18 protein-coding genes and 1 pseudogene are annotated in these 17,137 nt (G+C 45.9%); all 19 read left to right on the forward strand.

The features are described from left to right. Positions 1–114: 114 nt before the first annotated feature. The 19 genes and pseudogenes from VZF35_RS15405 to VZF35_RS15495 all read left to right on the forward strand — a co-directional run bounded on the left by VZF35_RS15405 (position 115) and on the right by VZF35_RS15495 (position 17,084). The gene (locus tag VZF35_RS15405; RefSeq protein WP_407306187.1) at positions 115–549 is read left to right on the forward strand and encodes a DUF1934 domain-containing protein; all 435 of its coding nucleotides are present in this window, start codon (positions 115–117) and stop codon (positions 547–549) included. Beyond that, positions 546–2,224: pseudogene (argS, locus tag VZF35_RS15410) on the forward strand (arginine--tRNA ligase). The gene VZF35_RS15405 and the pseudogene argS overlap by 4 nt, the downstream one beginning before the upstream one ends. Positions 2,225–2,294: 70 nt before the next feature. Beyond that, on the forward strand, positions 2,295–2,738 hold the full coding sequence (gene rpoE / locus VZF35_RS15415) for a DNA-directed RNA polymerase subunit delta (protein ID WP_407306189.1): 444 nt from the start codon (positions 2,295–2,297) through the stop codon (positions 2,736–2,738). Positions 2,739–2,964: 226 nt separating this feature from the next. Then, positions 2,965–4,557 (forward strand): CTP synthase, encoded by a 1,593-nt coding sequence (locus VZF35_RS15420; RefSeq protein WP_407306192.1) that lies wholly within the window; start codon positions 2,965–2,967, stop codon positions 4,555–4,557. Positions 4,558–4,564: 7 nt separating this feature from the next. After that, positions 4,565–4,795, forward strand: coding sequence for a hypothetical protein (locus VZF35_RS15425; RefSeq protein ID WP_407306194.1), 231 nt, complete (start codon positions 4,565–4,567; stop codon positions 4,793–4,795). 421 nt (positions 4,796–5,216) lie between these two features. Continuing rightward, on the forward strand, positions 5,217–6,299 hold the full coding sequence (locus tag VZF35_RS15430) for a lipid II:glycine glycyltransferase FemX (protein ID WP_407306196.1): 1,083 nt from the start codon (positions 5,217–5,219) through the stop codon (positions 6,297–6,299). Positions 6,300–6,303: 4 nt separating this feature from the next. Continuing rightward, a complete protein-coding gene (gene alr / locus VZF35_RS15435; protein WP_407306198.1) occupies positions 6,304–7,515 on the forward strand; it encodes an alanine racemase in 1,212 nt (403 codons plus the stop codon). An 18-nt stretch (positions 7,516–7,533) separates the two neighbouring features. Beyond that, positions 7,534–7,899, forward strand: coding sequence for a response regulator (locus VZF35_RS15440; protein WP_407306200.1), 366 nt, complete (start codon positions 7,534–7,536; stop codon positions 7,897–7,899). A 157-nt stretch (positions 7,900–8,056) separates the two neighbouring features. Beyond that, a complete protein-coding gene (locus VZF35_RS15445; protein ID WP_407306202.1) occupies positions 8,057–8,743 on the forward strand; it encodes a hypothetical protein in 687 nt (228 codons plus the stop codon). Further along, the gene (locus VZF35_RS15450) at positions 8,734–9,588 is read left to right on the forward strand and encodes a class II fructose-1,6-bisphosphate aldolase (protein ID WP_407306204.1); all 855 of its coding nucleotides are present in this window, start codon (positions 8,734–8,736) and stop codon (positions 9,586–9,588) included. The genes VZF35_RS15445 and VZF35_RS15450 overlap by 10 nt, the downstream gene beginning before the upstream one ends. Positions 9,589–9,609: 21 nt before the next feature. Then, positions 9,610–10,248, forward strand: a complete 639-nt coding sequence (fsa, locus tag VZF35_RS15455; protein WP_407306206.1) for a fructose-6-phosphate aldolase — start codon at positions 9,610–9,612, stop codon at positions 10,246–10,248. 269 nt (positions 10,249–10,517) lie between these two features. Then, positions 10,518–11,504, forward strand: a complete 987-nt coding sequence (gene glpX, locus VZF35_RS15460) for a class II fructose-bisphosphatase (protein ID WP_407306208.1) — start codon at positions 10,518–10,520, stop codon at positions 11,502–11,504. 167 nt (positions 11,505–11,671) lie between these two features. Beyond that, positions 11,672–11,869, forward strand: coding sequence for a 50S ribosomal protein L31 (rpmE, locus tag VZF35_RS15465; RefSeq protein ID WP_407306210.1), 198 nt, complete (start codon positions 11,672–11,674; stop codon positions 11,867–11,869). A 153-nt stretch (positions 11,870–12,022) separates the two neighbouring features. Further along, positions 12,023–12,910: a DUF1385 domain-containing protein gene (locus tag VZF35_RS15470; RefSeq protein WP_407306212.1), complete on the forward strand. Its 888-nt coding sequence runs from the start codon at positions 12,023–12,025 to the stop codon at positions 12,908–12,910. A gap of 17 nt (positions 12,911–12,927) precedes the next feature. Next, on the forward strand, positions 12,928–13,998 hold the full coding sequence (prfA, locus tag VZF35_RS15475; protein ID WP_407306214.1) for a peptide chain release factor 1: 1,071 nt from the start codon (positions 12,928–12,930) through the stop codon (positions 13,996–13,998). Positions 13,999–14,076: 78 nt separating this feature from the next. Next, positions 14,077–14,922: a peptide chain release factor N(5)-glutamine methyltransferase gene (gene prmC / locus VZF35_RS15480; protein WP_407306216.1), complete on the forward strand. Its 846-nt coding sequence runs from the start codon at positions 14,077–14,079 to the stop codon at positions 14,920–14,922. A 5-nt stretch (positions 14,923–14,927) separates the two neighbouring features. Further along, positions 14,928–15,974 (forward strand): L-threonylcarbamoyladenylate synthase, encoded by a 1,047-nt coding sequence (locus VZF35_RS15485; RefSeq protein WP_407306218.1) that lies wholly within the window; start codon positions 14,928–14,930, stop codon positions 15,972–15,974. A gap of 63 nt (positions 15,975–16,037) precedes the next feature. Then, positions 16,038–16,622, forward strand: a complete 585-nt coding sequence (locus VZF35_RS15490) for a manganese efflux pump MntP family protein (RefSeq protein ID WP_407306220.1) — start codon at positions 16,038–16,040, stop codon at positions 16,620–16,622. A gap of 9 nt (positions 16,623–16,631) precedes the next feature. Further along, positions 16,632–17,084, forward strand: a complete 453-nt coding sequence (locus tag VZF35_RS15495; protein ID WP_407306223.1) for a low molecular weight protein arginine phosphatase — start codon at positions 16,632–16,634, stop codon at positions 17,082–17,084. Positions 17,085–17,137: the final 53 nt, after the last annotated feature.

The raw sequence follows: 17,137 nt of genomic DNA on the forward strand, positions 1-17,137 counted from the left end.
AAGGAGTTTTCCCGGGCTAACGAGAATAGGCACATTAGATATTCCTTATTTGTGATTGCCAAAGGGTAAGAAGGGCATTTCCGTCCGAGGTTCGGAGGAAAGGAGTCAACGGATTTGCAGAAGAGAGTAACCGTTCAAATTCTGGGAAGACAAAAGTACCAGGAGGGACAGGAAGATCAGCAGGAATTGTCCGCGCCTGGAACATATTATGAGCGCAATGCTGCATTCTACGTTGTCTATAAAGAACCAGAAAGTACAAGTGGCTTTGAAGGGGTGACAACCTTCCTGACCATTAAAAAAGGTTCAGTTACGCTTAACCGTAAAGGTGCCGTCGATTTAGCACAAGAATTTAGAGTAGGGGTTCGGAATCGCTGCAGTTATACTACTTGTTACGGAAAGATATGGTTAAGCGTTTTGCCGCAACGTGTCGAGTGTGACTTGACAGCGCAAGGGGGACGTATTAGTCTAGAATATGACCTTTTTGTCGATGATAATTTTGTAAGTCATAATTTGCTGTTGGTAACAATAAAGGAGGACAACCCTCAATGAGTCTCTATGAGGATGTTAAAGCAAAAATTATTAGGCAGTTGGAACATGCTGCAAACAGCGCTAAAGCACAAGGAGAACTGAATTTCGAGGAGCTACCCGGCTTTGTTTTAGAAGAACCGAGAGAACGGCAGCACGGAGATCTGGCCACAAATTTAGCGATGGTAATGGCTAAACAGGCGAAACGCCCTCCGCGGGAGATAGCCGCTGCACTCATCAAACACATGGATAAAACGGGTACTTGGATCGAAACTTCGGAAATTGCAGGGGCTGGTTTTATTAACTTTCATTTAAATCCATTATGGCTTACGGGTGTTATTAAAGAAGTCCTCCAAGCGGGGAGCACTACGGACAGGTTGACATGGGTAAGGGACAGAAAGTTCAAGTTGAGTTTGTGAGTGCTAATCCTACTGGGTTATTACATATGGGCAATGCCCGCGGAGCTGCACTTGGAGATAGTCTCGCTTCCTTACTCACCATGGCTGGATACGAAGTCTCCCGGGAGTTTTATATTAATGATGCAGGAAACCAAATTCACAACTTCGCCTTGTCGTTGGAAGCTCGGTATTTGCAACAGTTAGGCCAGGATGCTCCTTTCCCTGAAGGTGGGTATCAGGGGGAAGATTTAGTCACGACTGTGAAAGGTTTAATTGCCAAAGAGGGGGACAAGTACCTCTCCGTAGAACCGGGCTTAAGACGAGAGTTTTTGGTGAGGTATGCTCTGGATGAGAAAATGCGGAATATCAGAGAGGCTCTTCAGGATTTTGGCGTTAATTATGACCTTTGGTTTAGCGAGCAGTCCCTGCATGATTCTGGAGCCGTGCGTTCAACTTTAGAAGACCTTCAAAAGAAAGAGTATATCTATGAAAAGGAAGGCGCACTTTGGCTTAAGTCCACACTTTTTGGCGATGAAAAGGACGAAGTGGTCGTTAGAAGCAATGGAACACCAACCTATTTTGCTGCGGACATTGCTTATCATCGCAATAAGTTCGATCGAGGATTTGACCGTGTTATTAATATTTGGGGTGCTGATCACCATGGACATGTCGCCCGGATGAAAGGGGCAATGTCCGCTTTAGGGTATGATGCGGACAATCTTCAAATTATTTTGATGCAGCTTGTGCGGCTTATTCAAGGCGGCGAAGTTGTTAAAATGTCCAAACGTTCCGGTCAATATATTACGTTGCGGGAGTTAATGGACGAAGTTGGAAAAGATGCAGCACGCTTCTTCTTTAATCTTCGGGACCCAGATTCCACAGTGGATTTCGATATGGACTTGGCGAAGGCTCAGTCCTCGGATAATCCTGTCTATTATGTACAATACGCCCATGCTCGTTTGTGCAGTATTTTGAGGCAAGCTCAAGAACTTGGAGATCTCGGATCTCCGTCAGAAGACGATCTAAAACTATTGGATTCTACAGAAGAGCGAGATTTGCTTAAAAAGATGGCCGATTTCCCAAGCGAGATCACAGTTGCGGCACGCCTTTTGGAACCTCATCGCTTAGCTCGATATGTATTGGATCTGGCAGGGCTATTCCATACGTTTTATAACAGCCAACGTGTGCTAGTCGATGATGTGCCATTGCGTCGAGCCCGTCTGAGCTTAGTGCGTGCTGTGAGACAAATTATCGGCAATGTTTTAGGAATTCTCGGCGTATCGGCCCCGGAAAAAATGTGAGTTTTCTTTCTATTAAATTTATGTTTAAACTATCGACAAGCAGGAAATATTTAGGGGTGGGCCGAATATAGTGATATTCAAAAAGACGAAGGGCGGTGGAGCTTTGACCCACTCTTTAAGTAAAAACGATAAGCCGACAGAAGCAGATATTGCTTATGAGGTTCTAAAAGCCCAAGGCAACCCTATGCATTATCATAATTTAATAGAAGAAGTACTCCAACGTTTGGGTATCTCTCGGGAGGCCATAAGAATTGCTGAAGCGTTGACAAAGATTAATCTTGATACGCGATTCACATTTCTTGGCCGTGGAGAATGGGGCCTTAAGGTTTGGGAACCGGCAAAAGTATCGCGGCGATCGTCTTCAATCACCTTGATGAATAAGGTTTCAGGTGATGACGACAAGTCAGATGTTGATACTGAAGAATTGGAAGACGATATTTTAGATGAAGACACGTTGGAGATGGATGAGGCCTTTGAGGATACCACTGAGGAACCCTCCGAGGAAAAATGGTAAGAGCAAAGGTGTATGATGACATATTCCAAAGGATGTCAGCTTGACATCCTTTGGAAGTCTAGCTAAAATAGATGAATAGGATACAGGAAAGAAGCATAGTGGCGTTGGATTATCCACGCCGCAAGGTCTTTCTGAGATAAACTAAAGCTAGTGCAGTTGCAGACTAGCTTTATTTATGTGTTTTGTACGGTCATATTTAAAGCTCTGAAAGGAAAGGGTAAAGCGCATGACAAAATTTATTTTCGTGACGGGCGGTGTCGTATCATCCTTGGGTAAAGGGATCACAGCTGCGTCTCTGGGGTGTCTTTTGAAAAATAGGGGCCTGAAAGTAGCTATTCAAAAATTTGATCCCTACATTAATGTTGACCCTGGAACGATGAGTCCTTATCAGCACGGTGAAGTGTTTGTAACGGACGATGGGGCAGAGACGGACTTAGACCTAGGCCATTATGAGCGCTTTATTGATGTACCAGTTTCCAAAAACAGCAATGTTACAACGGGAAAGATTTACTGGTCCGTTATTCGCAAAGAACGTAAAGGGGATTATTTAGGAGGTACCGTTCAGGTTATTCCCCATGTTACTAATGAAATCAAAGAACGAATCTATCGTGTAGCCCGGGAAAGTCATCCGGATTTTGTGATCACTGAAATCGGAGGTACGGTTGGAGACATTGAATCATTGCCTTTCCTAGAGGCTATTCGTCAGATGAAAAATGATATTGGCCTAGAGAATGTCATTTACATACATGTCACTCTAGTCCCTTATTTGCCTATGTCGGGTGAATTGAAAACCAAACCGACCCAGCACTCTGTGAAAGAACTGCGAGGAATTGGAATTCAACCGACTATTATTGTTTGTCGCTCAGAAAAAGAACTTTCGAAAGAAATGAAAGAAAAGTTAGCCTTACTCTGCGATGTTGAGCAAGAGGCTATTGTCCCTGGTCTGGATGCCGCTACGATCTACGAAGTTCCTTTAATGCTTCAGAAAGAAGGGCTTGATGATATTGTCCTCCGCCGTTCGGGAATTGAGGCTCCTCCTGCAGATATGACGGCCTGGAAAGCTATGGTGGAAAGAATTAAGTCTCCGACCTTGGAGACAGAGATAGCCATTGTTGGCAAATATGTTGACCTTCCTGACGCCTACTTAAGCGTTGCTGAGGCTTTGCGTTCGGCAGGAACAGAGCACGGAGCTAAGGTTAAAATTCGCTGGATTAACTCAGAGAATATAGAAGAAGAATCTGCCGAAAAGTATCTCGAAGGGGTCGACGGAATTCTTGTTCCAGGTGGGTTTGGAAACAGGGGCATTGAAGGAAAGATTGAGGCAATCCGCTATGCCCGGGAACAAAAAGTTCCTTTTTTAGGGATATGTTTAGGTATGCAGACGGCGATTATCGAGTTTGCCCGTAATGTTTGCGGGATGGAGAATGCCAACAGTACGGAATTCGATACCGATACTTTATATCCGGTCATTGACATCCTTCCCGAGCAAAAGGATGTTGAAGAAAAAGGCGGTACGATGCGTTTAGGGATATCTCCGGCGAAGTTGGTTGAAGGCAGTGAAGCGTATCGAGCCTATCAAGACCAAGTGATCTATGAGCGCCATCGGCATCGCTATGAGGTGAATAACCAGTATCGTGTTGAACTTGAAGCTGCTGGTTTACGCTTCTCGGGGACGTCTCTCGATGGCCGTCTTGTGGAAATCACAGAATATCCGGATCACCCTTGGTTTGTTGCTTCTCAGTTCCATCCGGAGTTTAAATCTCGGCCTAATCGTGCTCATCCACTTTTCCGAGAGTTTATTGGGGCGGCCTTAAAGTAGGGGACTTGTGTCACACAGCGCTCGATCTTACGACGCAGAGCAAACTACCGTTCAAGCTCTTGTCTTAGGGGAGCGGGGTGCCCGCCATATGCGCCGTCCGCCGGCCATGGATGGCCAAGTGCCCCCGGAGCCAAGGATGGCGGGAGGGGGCCTTGGCGCAATGGCGGCAGTGCACATCCTTGTGCACTGCCCCGTGTTTAGGGTCGCTTTCACGGAGTTTGCTGTTCTGCTTACGTAAAAGACGTCGCGCTCGTGTGACACTGCGTCCCTGGTCTTGGGATGGTTGGGGCTTTCTTTGGAGATGGTCTGGTACTCTTGCTCGAACGGTGGCTTTTTGGGAGACGGCACATTTCATGTGCACCGTCTTGTTTTGAGGGCAACTTCTGAGATTCGTAATGTTGCTTAGCAGAGATATGTTGCGCTCGTATGACACTGCGTCCCTAGTCTTGATGAGAAGCGAGGGGTAGCTTACTTTAACGTTTATCGAAAGGCTTGCCTCGAATTCATACATACAAGAGATAATTATGGAATCTAACTTAGGAGAGTTCTGCTGAGCCTTGGATTAAGGGGATTGCATGGGCTCTTCCTGTGTAATAATGAGTTATTTGATTAGGCGGATGAAACCCTGGTAAGAATGGGAAGAGGAGGGGAATAGACCGATGGCTTATGTGGCACGATGGATTGATCAAAGCGAACAATCTCGCTTTAATACGTTTTTAGCTCATCATCAAAAGGGTCATGTGCTCCAGTCTTGGGAATGGGGAGAGATTAAGAGCCGTACAGGATGGGTGCCCTGGAGGCTGGTTGTTGAGGAAGACCGGGAAATTGTAGCGGCTGTCTCGATTCTGGAGCGTAAAATTCCCGTCGTGGGAACTCCTATTTTTTATGCTTCACGTGGTCCGGTATTGGATTGGAAGAATACGGCTCTGTTCGATTTCGTGTTGGCGGAAATTCGTAAGTTAGCGAAGAAACGAGGGGCTATTTTTCTTAAAGTCGATCCGGATGTTCCTTCCTCGGAAAAAGAGTTGGAACAATTTTTAGTTTCCCGTGGATTCCGCTCTGCTGAGAGCGGCAAGGGGTTTGAAGGAGTTCAGCCCAAATATGTATTTCGGTTGGATATTTCTCCCGATGAGGCCACGTTATTAGCAAATATGCAGCAGAAAACACGCTATAACATTCGTCTGGCTGAGAAAAAAGGAGTTCGGATACGACGGGGAACACGTGCTGATTTACCGGAGTTTTATCGTGTTTTAAAAGAGACGACCGAGCGCGACCATTTCTTGGTACGGGCTTATTCTTATTTTGAAGATCTTTATGATTCTTTAGTTCCTGTGGGATTAGGGGAATTGTTCATCGGGGAATTTGAAGGGAAGGTTATCGCCGGAACTTTGGCTTTTGTTATCGGAGATAAAGCTTGGTATATTTATGGGGCATCATCGAATGCGCATCGAAATGTCATGCCTAATTACTTAATCCAATGGGAAATGATTCGCTGGGCGAAATCTTTGGGCTGCACGCTTTATGATTTCCGTGGGGTTCCGGGGCATTTGACGGAGGATAATCCGCTCTATGGGCTTTATCGCTTCAAAAAAGGGTTCAATGGAGAGTATACGGAATTCATTGGAGAATGGGACTTAGTTTATCGCCCGCTTATTTATTTCTTATGGAATCATTTAGAACCGATTTACTCAGATGTCGTTAAGGGAATTATTGGCAAGTTGCGGAGAGCGCGGAGGGGATAAGGTCATGACGGGAACCTGGATTGAGGTCGATCTTGATGCTGTCGTGGAAAACTATCATGAAATCATCAAGCATCTTAGGCCTGGGGCACGATGTATGGCTGTGGTTAAGGCTGACGCTTACGGCCTGGGTGCTGTTGAAGTGGCCAGGGCCTTGGAGCAGGCCGGATGCGAGGCCTTTGCTGTTACAAAAGTTGATGAGGGCCTTATCTTGAGAGAGCATGGCATCAAGGGGATCATTTTGGTATTGGGTCCAACGACCAAAGCAGAATGGCCTGAAGCGATAAAAGCGGAATTACACTTGACACTGTCTGAAGTCTCTTGGATCAAGACATTGAACGAGGTAAGCTTAGAGCTGGAACAAGAGGGTTTTCCGAAAGTTAAAGTCCATCTTAAACTGGAGACCGGTATGGGACGGACGGGATTTTGGCCTTCCGAGCTGGCTGAGCTGGCTGAGGCTTTGGCTTGTGCTCCTCATATTCGGGTTGAGGGAGCCTATACTCACTTTGCCCGAGCAGCTCAAAAGGACAAGCAGTTTACTTCAGCGCAATATGAACGGTTCCAGGCGTCATTAGCTCGTTTAAATACTTTGGGAATTAGTTCACCTTGGCAACACGTGTGCAATAGCGCAGCATTTCTGGATTACCCTGAGTGGCATCATGACTTTGTGCGAATTGGTACTTTATTGGTGGGGCATTATCCTGGACCGGGATTTAGCGGGAAAATTAAGCTGCGGGATCCTTGGGCCGCTAAAAGTAAAATCTCTCAATTGCGTAAGGTCCCTAAGGGGACATATGTAGGATACCAAAGTATTTATCGCACTAAGTCTGAGACGCAATTAGCGGTAATTCCTGTGGGATATGCAGATGGTTTTGGGCTGGTGCCTCATCTGGTTCCCCAGGGGGGAATTGACTTTTTGAAAATTGTCCTTAAGAATTTTGCCGCGTTATTCGGAATATCAATAGGTCAGGAACGAGTGGAGTTGAAGGGCCAATCTGTGCGCGTTGCTGGGAAGATAGGGATGCAGCTTACAGTGCTTGATATTGGAATGTTAAACTGTTCCTTAGGGGATGAGGTAAGAATTCCCTTGCGCCGAACAGTGGCAAATGCCAGAATCCCTCGAATATATCGACATGGTGAACAAATATTGTCAAAACGGGTTATAAAAGAAGGAGTTTTGCCAGCATATACAGAATATTCCTCCATGACAGAAACTTGAGGGAAAGGGATGTAGCATGTGGCTAAAATTCTTATTGTCGATGATCAACTTGGGGTAAGGCGGCTGCTGTTCGAGACCTTTCGGGAGGATCAACATGAGGTTGAAATGGCTGCTAACGGCGTAGAAGCCCTGCGGTTATTTGAATCGTTTGGACCTGATCTTATCTTGATGGATATGAAAATGCCTGGAATGAACGGTTTGGAAACCTTGGGACAGATACGTGCCTTGAATCATCAAGTTGGTGTAATTATGATGACAGCCTATGGTGATATCCAGAATATGGAGCAGGCAAAGGATTTAGGAATTCTCTGTTATATGGGGAAGCCCTTTGATTTATTCGAATTGAGAGAGCGGGTACGGGAGATTTTAACAACGATTAGTTAACAATGTAATTTGATGGATCTGATTCAATTCAGGGTATTTATAATAGTTTTTTAAATCGTGGCGGGAGCAATTGCTCTCGCCTAACACTTTTTGTTGGGTTATGGCAGGAAAATCTTCTTACATGACGAAGTATAAGTTGTAGGAAGAGGTGGGAAATATGATTCTAACGACAAACACGACTATAGCAATTCAGTGCTCCCAATGTGGGGAGCTAGAATTTCATGCTCTCTCTCTCTTTGCATTTTCTCAACAAGGACGTAAGATTCTGCATTGTGGTTGCGGCCGACAGCTGATGTCAGTGGCAAGCCGGAACCGTCAGCAATTCAATATCAGTTATGCTTGTGCTTACTGTGGGGAGACACATTATTTAAAGTTAAACCGTCATGCCATTTGGGGCAAAGAGGCTTTGCCGCTTACTTGTCCTACGGTGGAGGCTTCGGTGGGATATATTGGTCCAAAGCAGAAAGTCACCCAGGCATGTCATGAACGTGAAAAATCCATTGGGGAATTGGCTTTAGAGTTGGGTTATCAGGAGGAGTTTGAAAACCCGGAAGTGATGCTCCGTATTTTGGATCACCTTCACTTACTGGCCAAGCAAGGAGATTTAGGCTGTGCTTGTGGCAATCATCAGTTATCGTTTGAGTTATTGCCGGATCGGATCGAGCTATATTGTGAATGTTGTGAAGCAGTGGGAGTTATTTATGCAGACAGCGCAGATAATGTTCGACAAGTTGAAGGCATAAATTCAATGTATCTGGAAGAAAATAAGACTTGGAGGATTAACAGTCCGCTGCGTGGTCAGCATCTCTCTAAAACTAATAAGGAGGAAGAAAAATGGCGTTAGTTTCTATGGTGGAGTTATTAGAAAAAGCACAAAAAGAGCATTATGCAGTAGGGGCATTTAATTGTAATAACATGGAGATCGTACAAGCGATTGTGGCAGCGGCAGAGGCTGAACATGCACCTGTCATTATTCAGGCAAGTCAAGGTGCTATCAAGTATGCGGGAATTGAGTACATAACAGCTTTAACGAGAATAGCTGCGGAAAGGGCATCGGTTCCGATCGCCTTGCACTTAGACCATGGGACTAGTTTTGCCCAAGTTATGCAGTGCGCCCGCAACGGCTTTTCTTCCGTAATGATTGATGGATCTAAGCTTCCTTTAGATGATAACATTGCTTTGACGAACAAGGTCATTGAAGCAGTACGACCGTTAGGACTTTCTGTGGAGGCTGAGCTGGGCAAGATCGGGGGAACAGAAGATGACATCACGGTTAGTGAACGTGAAGCTCTGTTCACAGATCCTGCAGAAGCAGAACAGTTTGTACAGGCCACGAAGGTTGATGCTTTAGCCATTGCCATAGGGACGGCCCACGGCCAATATAAAGGGATTCCAAAACTGGATTTTGACCGCTTAACCGAGATCGTGAAACGAGTGACAACGCCTATTGTATTGCATGGCTCTTCCGGTGTTCCGGACGATGCACTCCGCGAAGCAATTTCCCGAGGAGTCTGCAAAGTTAACATTGATACGAATATTCGCGAAGCCTTTGTCCGGGCCTCCCGCCAAGTGCTTGAAGAAAATCTCCAGGAAATTGATCCTCGTAAAATGTTGGGGCCAGCCCGGGAAGCTGCGACTGCAATAATCCGTGAAAAGATTAGAGTTTTTGGCAGTAATGGAAAAGCTTAATCCGAGAAAGAAGGCAATGTCATGCAGTTTTTTTTAGATACAGCAAATCTCGATGAGATAAAAAAAGCTTGGGATATGGGTGTGATTGCTGGGCTTACAACGAATCCCAGCCTGGTAGCCAAGGAAGGCAAAGATTTTTACGAACTGCTGAACACTGTTACAGGGATTGTCGATGGCCCGATTAGTGCAGAGGTTATTGCCCTTGATTATGAGGGTATGCTTCGTGAGGCTCATGATCTCGCGAAAATTCATCCCAATATCGTTGTGAAAATTCCAATGACTGAGGAAGGGCTCAAGACTGTAAAGAGCCTAAGCGCTGAGAATATTAAAACGAACGTTACTCTTATTTTCACTGCCAACCAAGCACTATTAGCTGCAAGAGCAGGGGCTACCTATGTCAGTCCATTTCTGGGACGCCTTGATGATATCGGAGAGAATGGGCTAAACTTAGTGGCAGATCTGTGCGAGATCTTCCAAGTCCATAACATCGAAACTAAGATCATCGCCGCGAGTATTCGTAATCCAGTTCATGTTACAGAAGCGGCCAAGTTAGGCGCGGATTATGCGACGGTGCCCTTTTCTGTCTTGAGACAGCTATTTCGCCACCCTCTGACGGATGCTGGGATTGAAAAGTTTCTTGCGGATTGGAGAAAAAAATAAAATTAAACCTCTAGGAATCATGGGAATTGTTTCTTAAGAGGATAATATTTGTGGCATCAGCTAATCGGGTAACGGATTGGCTGATGCCAACATTTTTGTAAAGTTAACCTTAATCTTCTAGTATGGAGCGGTTGAAAACACCCTAAAAGTATGTCACAATAAGATTGATGAGAGCAAATGTGATACATATTGAGACTTGGAAAACGTGTATCAAAGTTGGAATGTGAATAACTGGACAAGTTACTGAAAAATAAAAGGGGGCAATAAAATTGGAACGTGAACTTACGATGGAATTTGCTAGGGTTACAGAAGCTGCTGCTTTAGCGTCGGCGCGCTGGGTGGGGCTGGGTGATAAAGAAGCGGCGGATAATGCTGCAGTTGAAGCAATGCGAGCGGTATTTGATACGATTCATATGGATGGAACAGTGGTCATCGGGGAAGGGGAAATGGACGAAGCCCCAATGCTTTATATTGGTGAACGCGTTGGTAATGGGGAAAGCCCGGAATTAGATGTTGCTGTAGATCCGTTGGAAGGTACAAATATCGTGGCTAAAGGGGTAGCCGGGGCTATTGCTGTTGTGGCTATCGCTCAAAAAGGCTGCTTATTGCACGCTCCTGATATGTATATGGACAAAATCGCAGTTGGTCCGGCTGCTGCGGGGAAGATTAGTTTAGATGCCTCTGTAGCAGAGAATGTTTCCAACGTAGCTAAAGCGTTGGGAAAAAGCATTTGCGATATGACGGTTGTGATTTTAGATCGACCTCGTCATCAGAAAATAATTCAAGAAGTTCGCGCTTGCGGAGCAAGAGTTCGGCTTATTACAGATGGTGATGTTTCTCCCGCTGTGGCCTGTGCCTTTGAAGATACGGGTGTTGATATGATGATGGGGATTGGCGGAGCGCCGGAAGGAGTTCTGGCTGCCGCTGCCCTGCGGTGCATGGGTGGGGAAATGCAAGGACGCCTGTGGCCGGAAAATGAAGAGGACGTTGCCAGGGCAAAGGCTCTGGGAATTGAGGATGTCCATAAATTATTGTCGATGGATGATTTGGTAAGCAGTGATGATGTCTTTTTTGCAGCAACCGGAATTACAGAAGGCTCTTTGTTGCGGGGCGTAACGTTTACCTCCAAAGGTGCTTTAACCCACACGGTCGTTATTCGAGGAAAATCCGGTACCGTTCGCTTTATCGAGGCACGGCACCGCTTTGACAAGAAACCCCAGTATGCCATGAAAGGCTGTATTGACAACCCGGTATAACATTGATGTAAAGTTGCATACAATAACACCAACGTATAAAACAGATTTGTAGACTCTTGACCTTGTAATATTTATTATGCTAGAATAGTAAGAGTTGACTGGAATCGTGTCATGAACGGGTGCGGCAAAAAAAGCGCCTCGATCCAAATGGGAAAGAAGGTGAAGACATGAAAGAAAAAATTCACCCGAAATACGAACAAACCACTGTGACATGTGCTTGCGGAGAAGTTATTCATACAGCAAGTACCAGGAAAGACATCAAAGTGGAAATTTGTTCGAAATGCCATCCCTTTTACACCGGGGTACAGCGGTTTGTCGATGCCGGCGGACGGGTTGATCGGTTTAAAAAGAAATATGGGATGTAAACAACGGCCTGCGGTCGTTGCTGGTGGAAGAGCAGAGCGCAAGCTCTGCTTTTTGCGTAAATAATGAGGTATGATGATAGATGGCACGTGTCTCTTTGAAAAAGCATAATTTATTAGGGCCTGTAGGAAAATCAAACGTAAGGAGAGCTGAGGATGGATAGACCAGTCCAATATGGTGGTCAGGCGGTCATAGAGGGAGTTATGATGCGTGGGCCTCATGAAAGTGCTATTGCGGTCAGGCTGCCAAATGGCGAGATTGAGGTTACATGTGTCAAAATCCATCCTTGGGCCACAAAATCAATCTTTAAATTACCCTTGATTCGGGGGTTTGTGGCACTCGTAGACTCTTTGGTCGTTGGAACGCGTGCCTTAACGTTCTCGGCCAACCGTTCTATGGGGGAAGAAGAGGGTGAAAAGGATGAAGAACTTGGTTTCTGGGAATTGGCCTTAACGATCGGTTTGGCCTTTGGTATGGGTTTGTTGCTTTTTGTCGGTCTGCCAACAGGTATAGCTCACCTGCTTCAAGGAAAAGTAACAGGGACCCTTTGGCAAAACCTCTTAGAAGGAGCAATACGGTTAGCAGTATTTTTTATCTATATTGTGATTATCTCTCGGCTCAAAGATATTCAGAGGGTTTTTCAATACCATGGTGCTGAGCATAAAGCGATTTTCACTTATGAGGCTGGAAAAGAACTAACAGTGGAAAATGCGCGTCCGTTTCCTAGATTGCACCCGCGCTGCGGGACGAGTTTTCTGTTGATCGTGGTTGTTGTAAGTATCTTCGTTTTTGCCTTCGTTGGTTTGCATCCCTTGTGGTGGCGCATTCTTTCGCGTATGTTGCTGATGCCGTTAGTGGCTGGTATCGCTTATGAAATTTTGAAATTTTCGGCACGGCATTTAGAATCACCATGGTTTCATTGGCTCATTGTTCCGGGCTTACTATTGCAGAAATTAACGACTCGTGAGCCAGATGATGCCCAGCTTGAGGTAGCCTTAGCTGCTTTGAAAGGCGTCTTAGATTCAGGTCAAGAACTTACGTAAATTTTGGGGTGTGAATTATGTTAGAGAAACTTTATGAAATAGAACGGAAATATGATGAACTTACAGAGCTTCTCAGCGATCCGGAGATTATTTCTAATCAGACGGAGTGGCAGAGATTTGCTAAAACACAGGCTGGCATGACAAACCTTGTTACAGCGTTTCGAGAATACCAAGATGTCTTGCGTGAGTTAGAAGGAACGGAAAATCTTCTGCAAGAAAAGCTTGACCCTGAAATGCAGGAAATGGCTGAGCAAGAGCGAGAGGAATTGCGCAGCCGATCCCAAAAATTAGAAGAAACCATGAGAGTCTTGCTTTTGCCGAAAGATCCGAATGACGAAAAAAATGTCATTATGGAAATTCGAGCAGGAGCGGGTGGTGATGAAGCGGCTTTGTTTGCGGGAGATCTCTATAAGATGTATACTCGCTATGCTGAAGGTCAGGGGTGGAGAACGGAAGTTCTCAGCGCCAGTTATACGGATATTGGCGGTTATAAAGAGGTTATTTTTATTGTGGAAGGTTATGGAGCTTACAGCAAGTTGAAATTTGAAAGTGGAGTTCATCGAGTTCAGCGGATTCCATCGACGGAATCTGGCGGAAGAATTCACACTTCTACAGCAACCGTTGCTGTCCTACCAGAGGCAGAAGAAGTAGAGGTCTCTATTAATCCCAACGATCTGCGGATTGATATTTTCTGTTCCAGCGGACCGGGAGGACAGTGTGTCAATACTACTCAATCTGCGGTAAGAATTACCCATTTGCCGACTGGGATTATTGCCACTTGCCAAGATGAGAAGTCTCAGCTTAAAAACAAGGAGAAGGCACTGCGTGTATTGCGAGCTCGCATTCTGGAGAAAGCCCAAGAAGAGGCTATCGGGGAACAAGCCTCCGAGCGCCGAAGTCAAGTGGGTACAGGAGATCGAAGTGAGCGGATTCGGACTTATAATTTCCCTCAAGGGCGGGTGACAGACCATCGTATAGGTCTAACGCTGCATCGCCTAGAGACAATTTTAGCGGGAGATATGGAGGAAATTATCCAAGCTTTGATCACTACAGACCAGGCTGAACGCTTAAAAAAGGAGACAGCCTAGAATCACGGTGGCCTTTGCCATTTTAAAAGAAATCTTCGAATCTCAAACATGAACCCCAAGTAGGAGGTCTAGCTGATTTTGAATGTACTGGAAGGAATGCGTTGGGGAGAAGAGCGGCTTGCTGCAAAGAACATCGAAAATCCCCGCTTTGATGCAGATCTCTTACTGGCCGGAGTTCTTAACGTTACGCGAGACAAACTCTATTTTGAACGGGATCGGGTTTTGGGCCAAAATGAGGAGATTGCCTTTCAAGAGTGGATAACTCGACGTTCAGAACATGAACCTCTTCAATATATTTTAAAACGCCAAGAGTTTATGGGTCTGTCGTTTTATATTGATGAACGGGTGCTTATTCCCCGTGCAGACAGTGAGACATTGGTCGAAACGTGGCTCGAATTAGTGCGCTCGGAAGAAAGGCGAAAGCCAAGGCAGATAATTAAGGTTGCGGATCTCTGTACTGGAAGTGGAGCTCTTGCTATTTCCATGGCCCATTATTCTCCTAAGTCAGAGGTTGTGGGAACGGACCTTTCCCCGGATGCCTTGGCGGTAGCCCGTGAGAATGCAGTCAACCTAGGCGTCACGGTGGAGTGGCGCTTAGGGGATTTCGCTGCGCCGATCCGAGGAGAGAGTTGGGACTATATCATCTCCAATCCCCCTTATGTCACGATGGATGATTATCTCCAGTGTGCTCCGGAGATTTTTCGAGAACCTTCTATGGCCTTCTTAGGTGGACAAGATGGCTTGGATTTTTATCGCCGACTGGCTGAAGAAGCTAGATCCCTCCTGAATGAGGGGGGCAAACTCTTGTTAGAAATCGGCTGGGATCAAGCGGAATCTGTCGGAGAAATTTTTCAAAAGAAGGGTTTTATTACCCAGGTGTTCCCGGACTTAGCAGGACGAGACCGGGTGATCTTAGCGAGGTGACATAGATGCAGACAAAACGAATCTATATTGATGGGATTTGCCCAGAAATCGAACTTATTCAAGAAGGTGCACATTGGCTGCAAGTTGGAGAGCTTGTGGCTTTTCCAACAGAAACGGTCTATGGGTTAGGGGCTAACGCTCTTGATGCTTTGGCTTGCGCCAAGATTTTTGCGGCCAAAGGGAGACCACAGGATAATCCCCTGATCGTGCATGTCTGTAGCCGAGCTATGGCGGACACATTGGTAGATGGTTGGACAGCAGAAGCAGAGTTATGTGTTCAGCATTTCTGGCCTGGCCCGTTAACGTTAGTATTGAAAAAAAATTCTGTCATTCCGGATGTGGTAACGGCGGGGTTACCCCACCTCGCGCTGCGTATGCCGAGCCATCCGGTGGCTCTGCGCTTAATCGAAGAGGCTGGCCTGCCCATAGCGGCACCAAGTGCTAATAAATCAGGAAAGCCGAGCCCGACAAGCGGAAGCCACGTCTGGCGGGATATGAAGGGGAAAATACCCCTGATTCTTGATGCTGGGGCCTGTTCGGTAGGTCTGGAATCAACGGTGCTCGATTTAAGCGGAGATGTACCGATGATTCTGCGTCCGGGCGGGATTTCCAGGGAACAGCTGGAAGAACTTCTCGGCGAAGTTCGGGTGGATACTCCTAGGGAGAACCAAGCTCCCAAAGCGCCCGGTATGAAATATCGACACTATGCTCCCCAAGGGGAGATGATATTGTTGGTGGGTTCTTCTGAACATGTAGTACAGCGTATGGACCAAGAAATTAGGCGTGGACATGCACGTTTAAAAAAAGTTGGAATCCTTTGCACCCTGGAGAGCGCACCGTTTTTACACCCCCTTCTTCCAGATCTTCTTTTTGTGCTGGGGTCTAAAGATCGACCGGAAGAAGTAGCCGGGAGTTTATTTGAGGGACTTCGGCTCTGCGATGAGAGAGGTATGGGTTTAATTTTGGCTGAAGGAATAGAAGAGGCGGGCTTAGGGGCCGCAGTCATGAACCGTCTGCAGAAAGCAGCAGGTCAAAGGATTGAATACATCTAGGCTTAATCCCGTCTAATCGACCCTTTCCGTAGCATATACATAGTGAGAACGGAGGGAAGGGTATTGAATTTAGCATGGGTTATCGCTTTGGCAATTGCCTTAGGCAGTGATGCATTCTCTTTATCGTTAGCGATTGGCTTGTCTGGGATCAGGAGACGTTTAATGCTGAAATTAGTTTTAGTAGTAGCCGCTTTTCACGTGGTGATGCCTTTGTGTGGGATGGTGTTAGGTCAAGCTTTGGGTACAATTCTTGGTCAATTTGCGAGTTGGATTGGTGCCTTGGTGATTATCGGCTTAGGAGGGCATATGCTTTACAAGGTGTATCGCCCGACGAAAGAGCATTTTTCCTTCAGTCAGGCTAAAAAAGCCATGCTGCAAAAGAATTTATTCATGGACATTTCCTATAGGGGATGGAGTCTTTATGTCTTGGCGGCCAGTGTCAGTTTAGATGCGTTGAGTGTTGGTTTTTCGCTGGGAACGTTTGGGGTCAATATCTTGATTACAGTGACGGTAATTGGCCTCATAGCAGGTTTAATGACCGGGATCGGTTTGGTTTTGGGGCGAGTAATGGGTACGCGCCTGGGAGATAAGGCAGAACTATTCGGTGGCCTGGCCTTGTTTTTGATTGGAATTAAATTGCTTTTTTGAGGTGGCATCATGGCATTAAAGTTGTTATTCATATGCACGGGTAATACTTGTCGAAGTCCAATGGCTGAAGGACTAGCCCGTGAACTATTTGGAGAGGGAATTCAAGTAAGTTCAGCGGGAATGGAAGCTTGGGAAGGTGAGAAAGCGAGCGCTCAAGCCTTAGAGGTTCTTAAAGAACGCAACATGGATTTATCGGCTCACCGCTCCAGGCGAATTAACGTTGAGCTATTGACAGAGGCAGATTGGATTATACCAATGACTCAGTCTCAAGAAGAAAGCCTTAAACGACGGTTTCCACAATTTGTTCAAAAAATTCGCTACTTAGGGGGATGGGGAGGACAACGGCGAGATATTCGGGACCCCTGGATGGGATCTGTCTCTGAATATCGTCAGACAGCGTTGGAGATTGAAGAGTTACTAAGTTTCGTGAAAGATCAGCTGATATCTTCAGGTGACAATTAAGCATTAAAATGTAATTTCTTCAAAATTGTAGGGCAAGCATAAGATGGATAAAA

Source organism: Desulfosporosinus paludis (genome assembly GCF_045689965.1).
Classification (GTDB): domain Bacteria; phylum Bacillota; class Desulfitobacteriia; order Desulfitobacteriales; family Desulfitobacteriaceae; genus Desulfosporosinus; species Desulfosporosinus paludis.

Bases quoted from the DNA above. Each gene is read 5' to 3' on its own strand.
- VZF35_RS15420 (WP_407306192.1), top strand. From the start codon at position 2,965: ATGACAAAATTTATTTTCGTGACGGGCGGTGTCGTATCATCCTTGGGT.
- VZF35_RS15430 (WP_407306196.1), top strand. From the start codon at position 5,217: ATGGCTTATGTGGCACGATGGATTGATCAAAGCGAACAATCTCGCTTT.
- alr (WP_407306198.1), top strand. From the start codon at position 6,304: ATGACGGGAACCTGGATTGAGGTCGATCTTGATGCTGTCGTGGAAAAC.
- VZF35_RS15445 (WP_407306202.1), top strand. From the start codon at position 8,057: ATGATTCTAACGACAAACACGACTATAGCAATTCAGTGCTCCCAATGT.
- VZF35_RS15450 (WP_407306204.1), top strand. From the start codon at position 8,734: ATGGCGTTAGTTTCTATGGTGGAGTTATTAGAAAAAGCACAAAAAGAG.
- fsa (WP_407306206.1), top strand. From the start codon at position 9,610: ATGCAGTTTTTTTTAGATACAGCAAATCTCGATGAGATAAAAAAAGCT.
- rpmE (WP_407306210.1), top strand. From the start codon at position 11,672: ATGAAAGAAAAAATTCACCCGAAATACGAACAAACCACTGTGACATGT.
- VZF35_RS15470 (WP_407306212.1), top strand. From the start codon at position 12,023: ATGGATAGACCAGTCCAATATGGTGGTCAGGCGGTCATAGAGGGAGTT.
- prfA (WP_407306214.1), top strand. From the start codon at position 12,928: ATGTTAGAGAAACTTTATGAAATAGAACGGAAATATGATGAACTTACA.
- VZF35_RS15485 (WP_407306218.1), top strand. From the start codon at position 14,928: ATGCAGACAAAACGAATCTATATTGATGGGATTTGCCCAGAAATCGAA.
- VZF35_RS15495 (WP_407306223.1), top strand. From the start codon at position 16,632: ATGGCATTAAAGTTGTTATTCATATGCACGGGTAATACTTGTCGAAGT.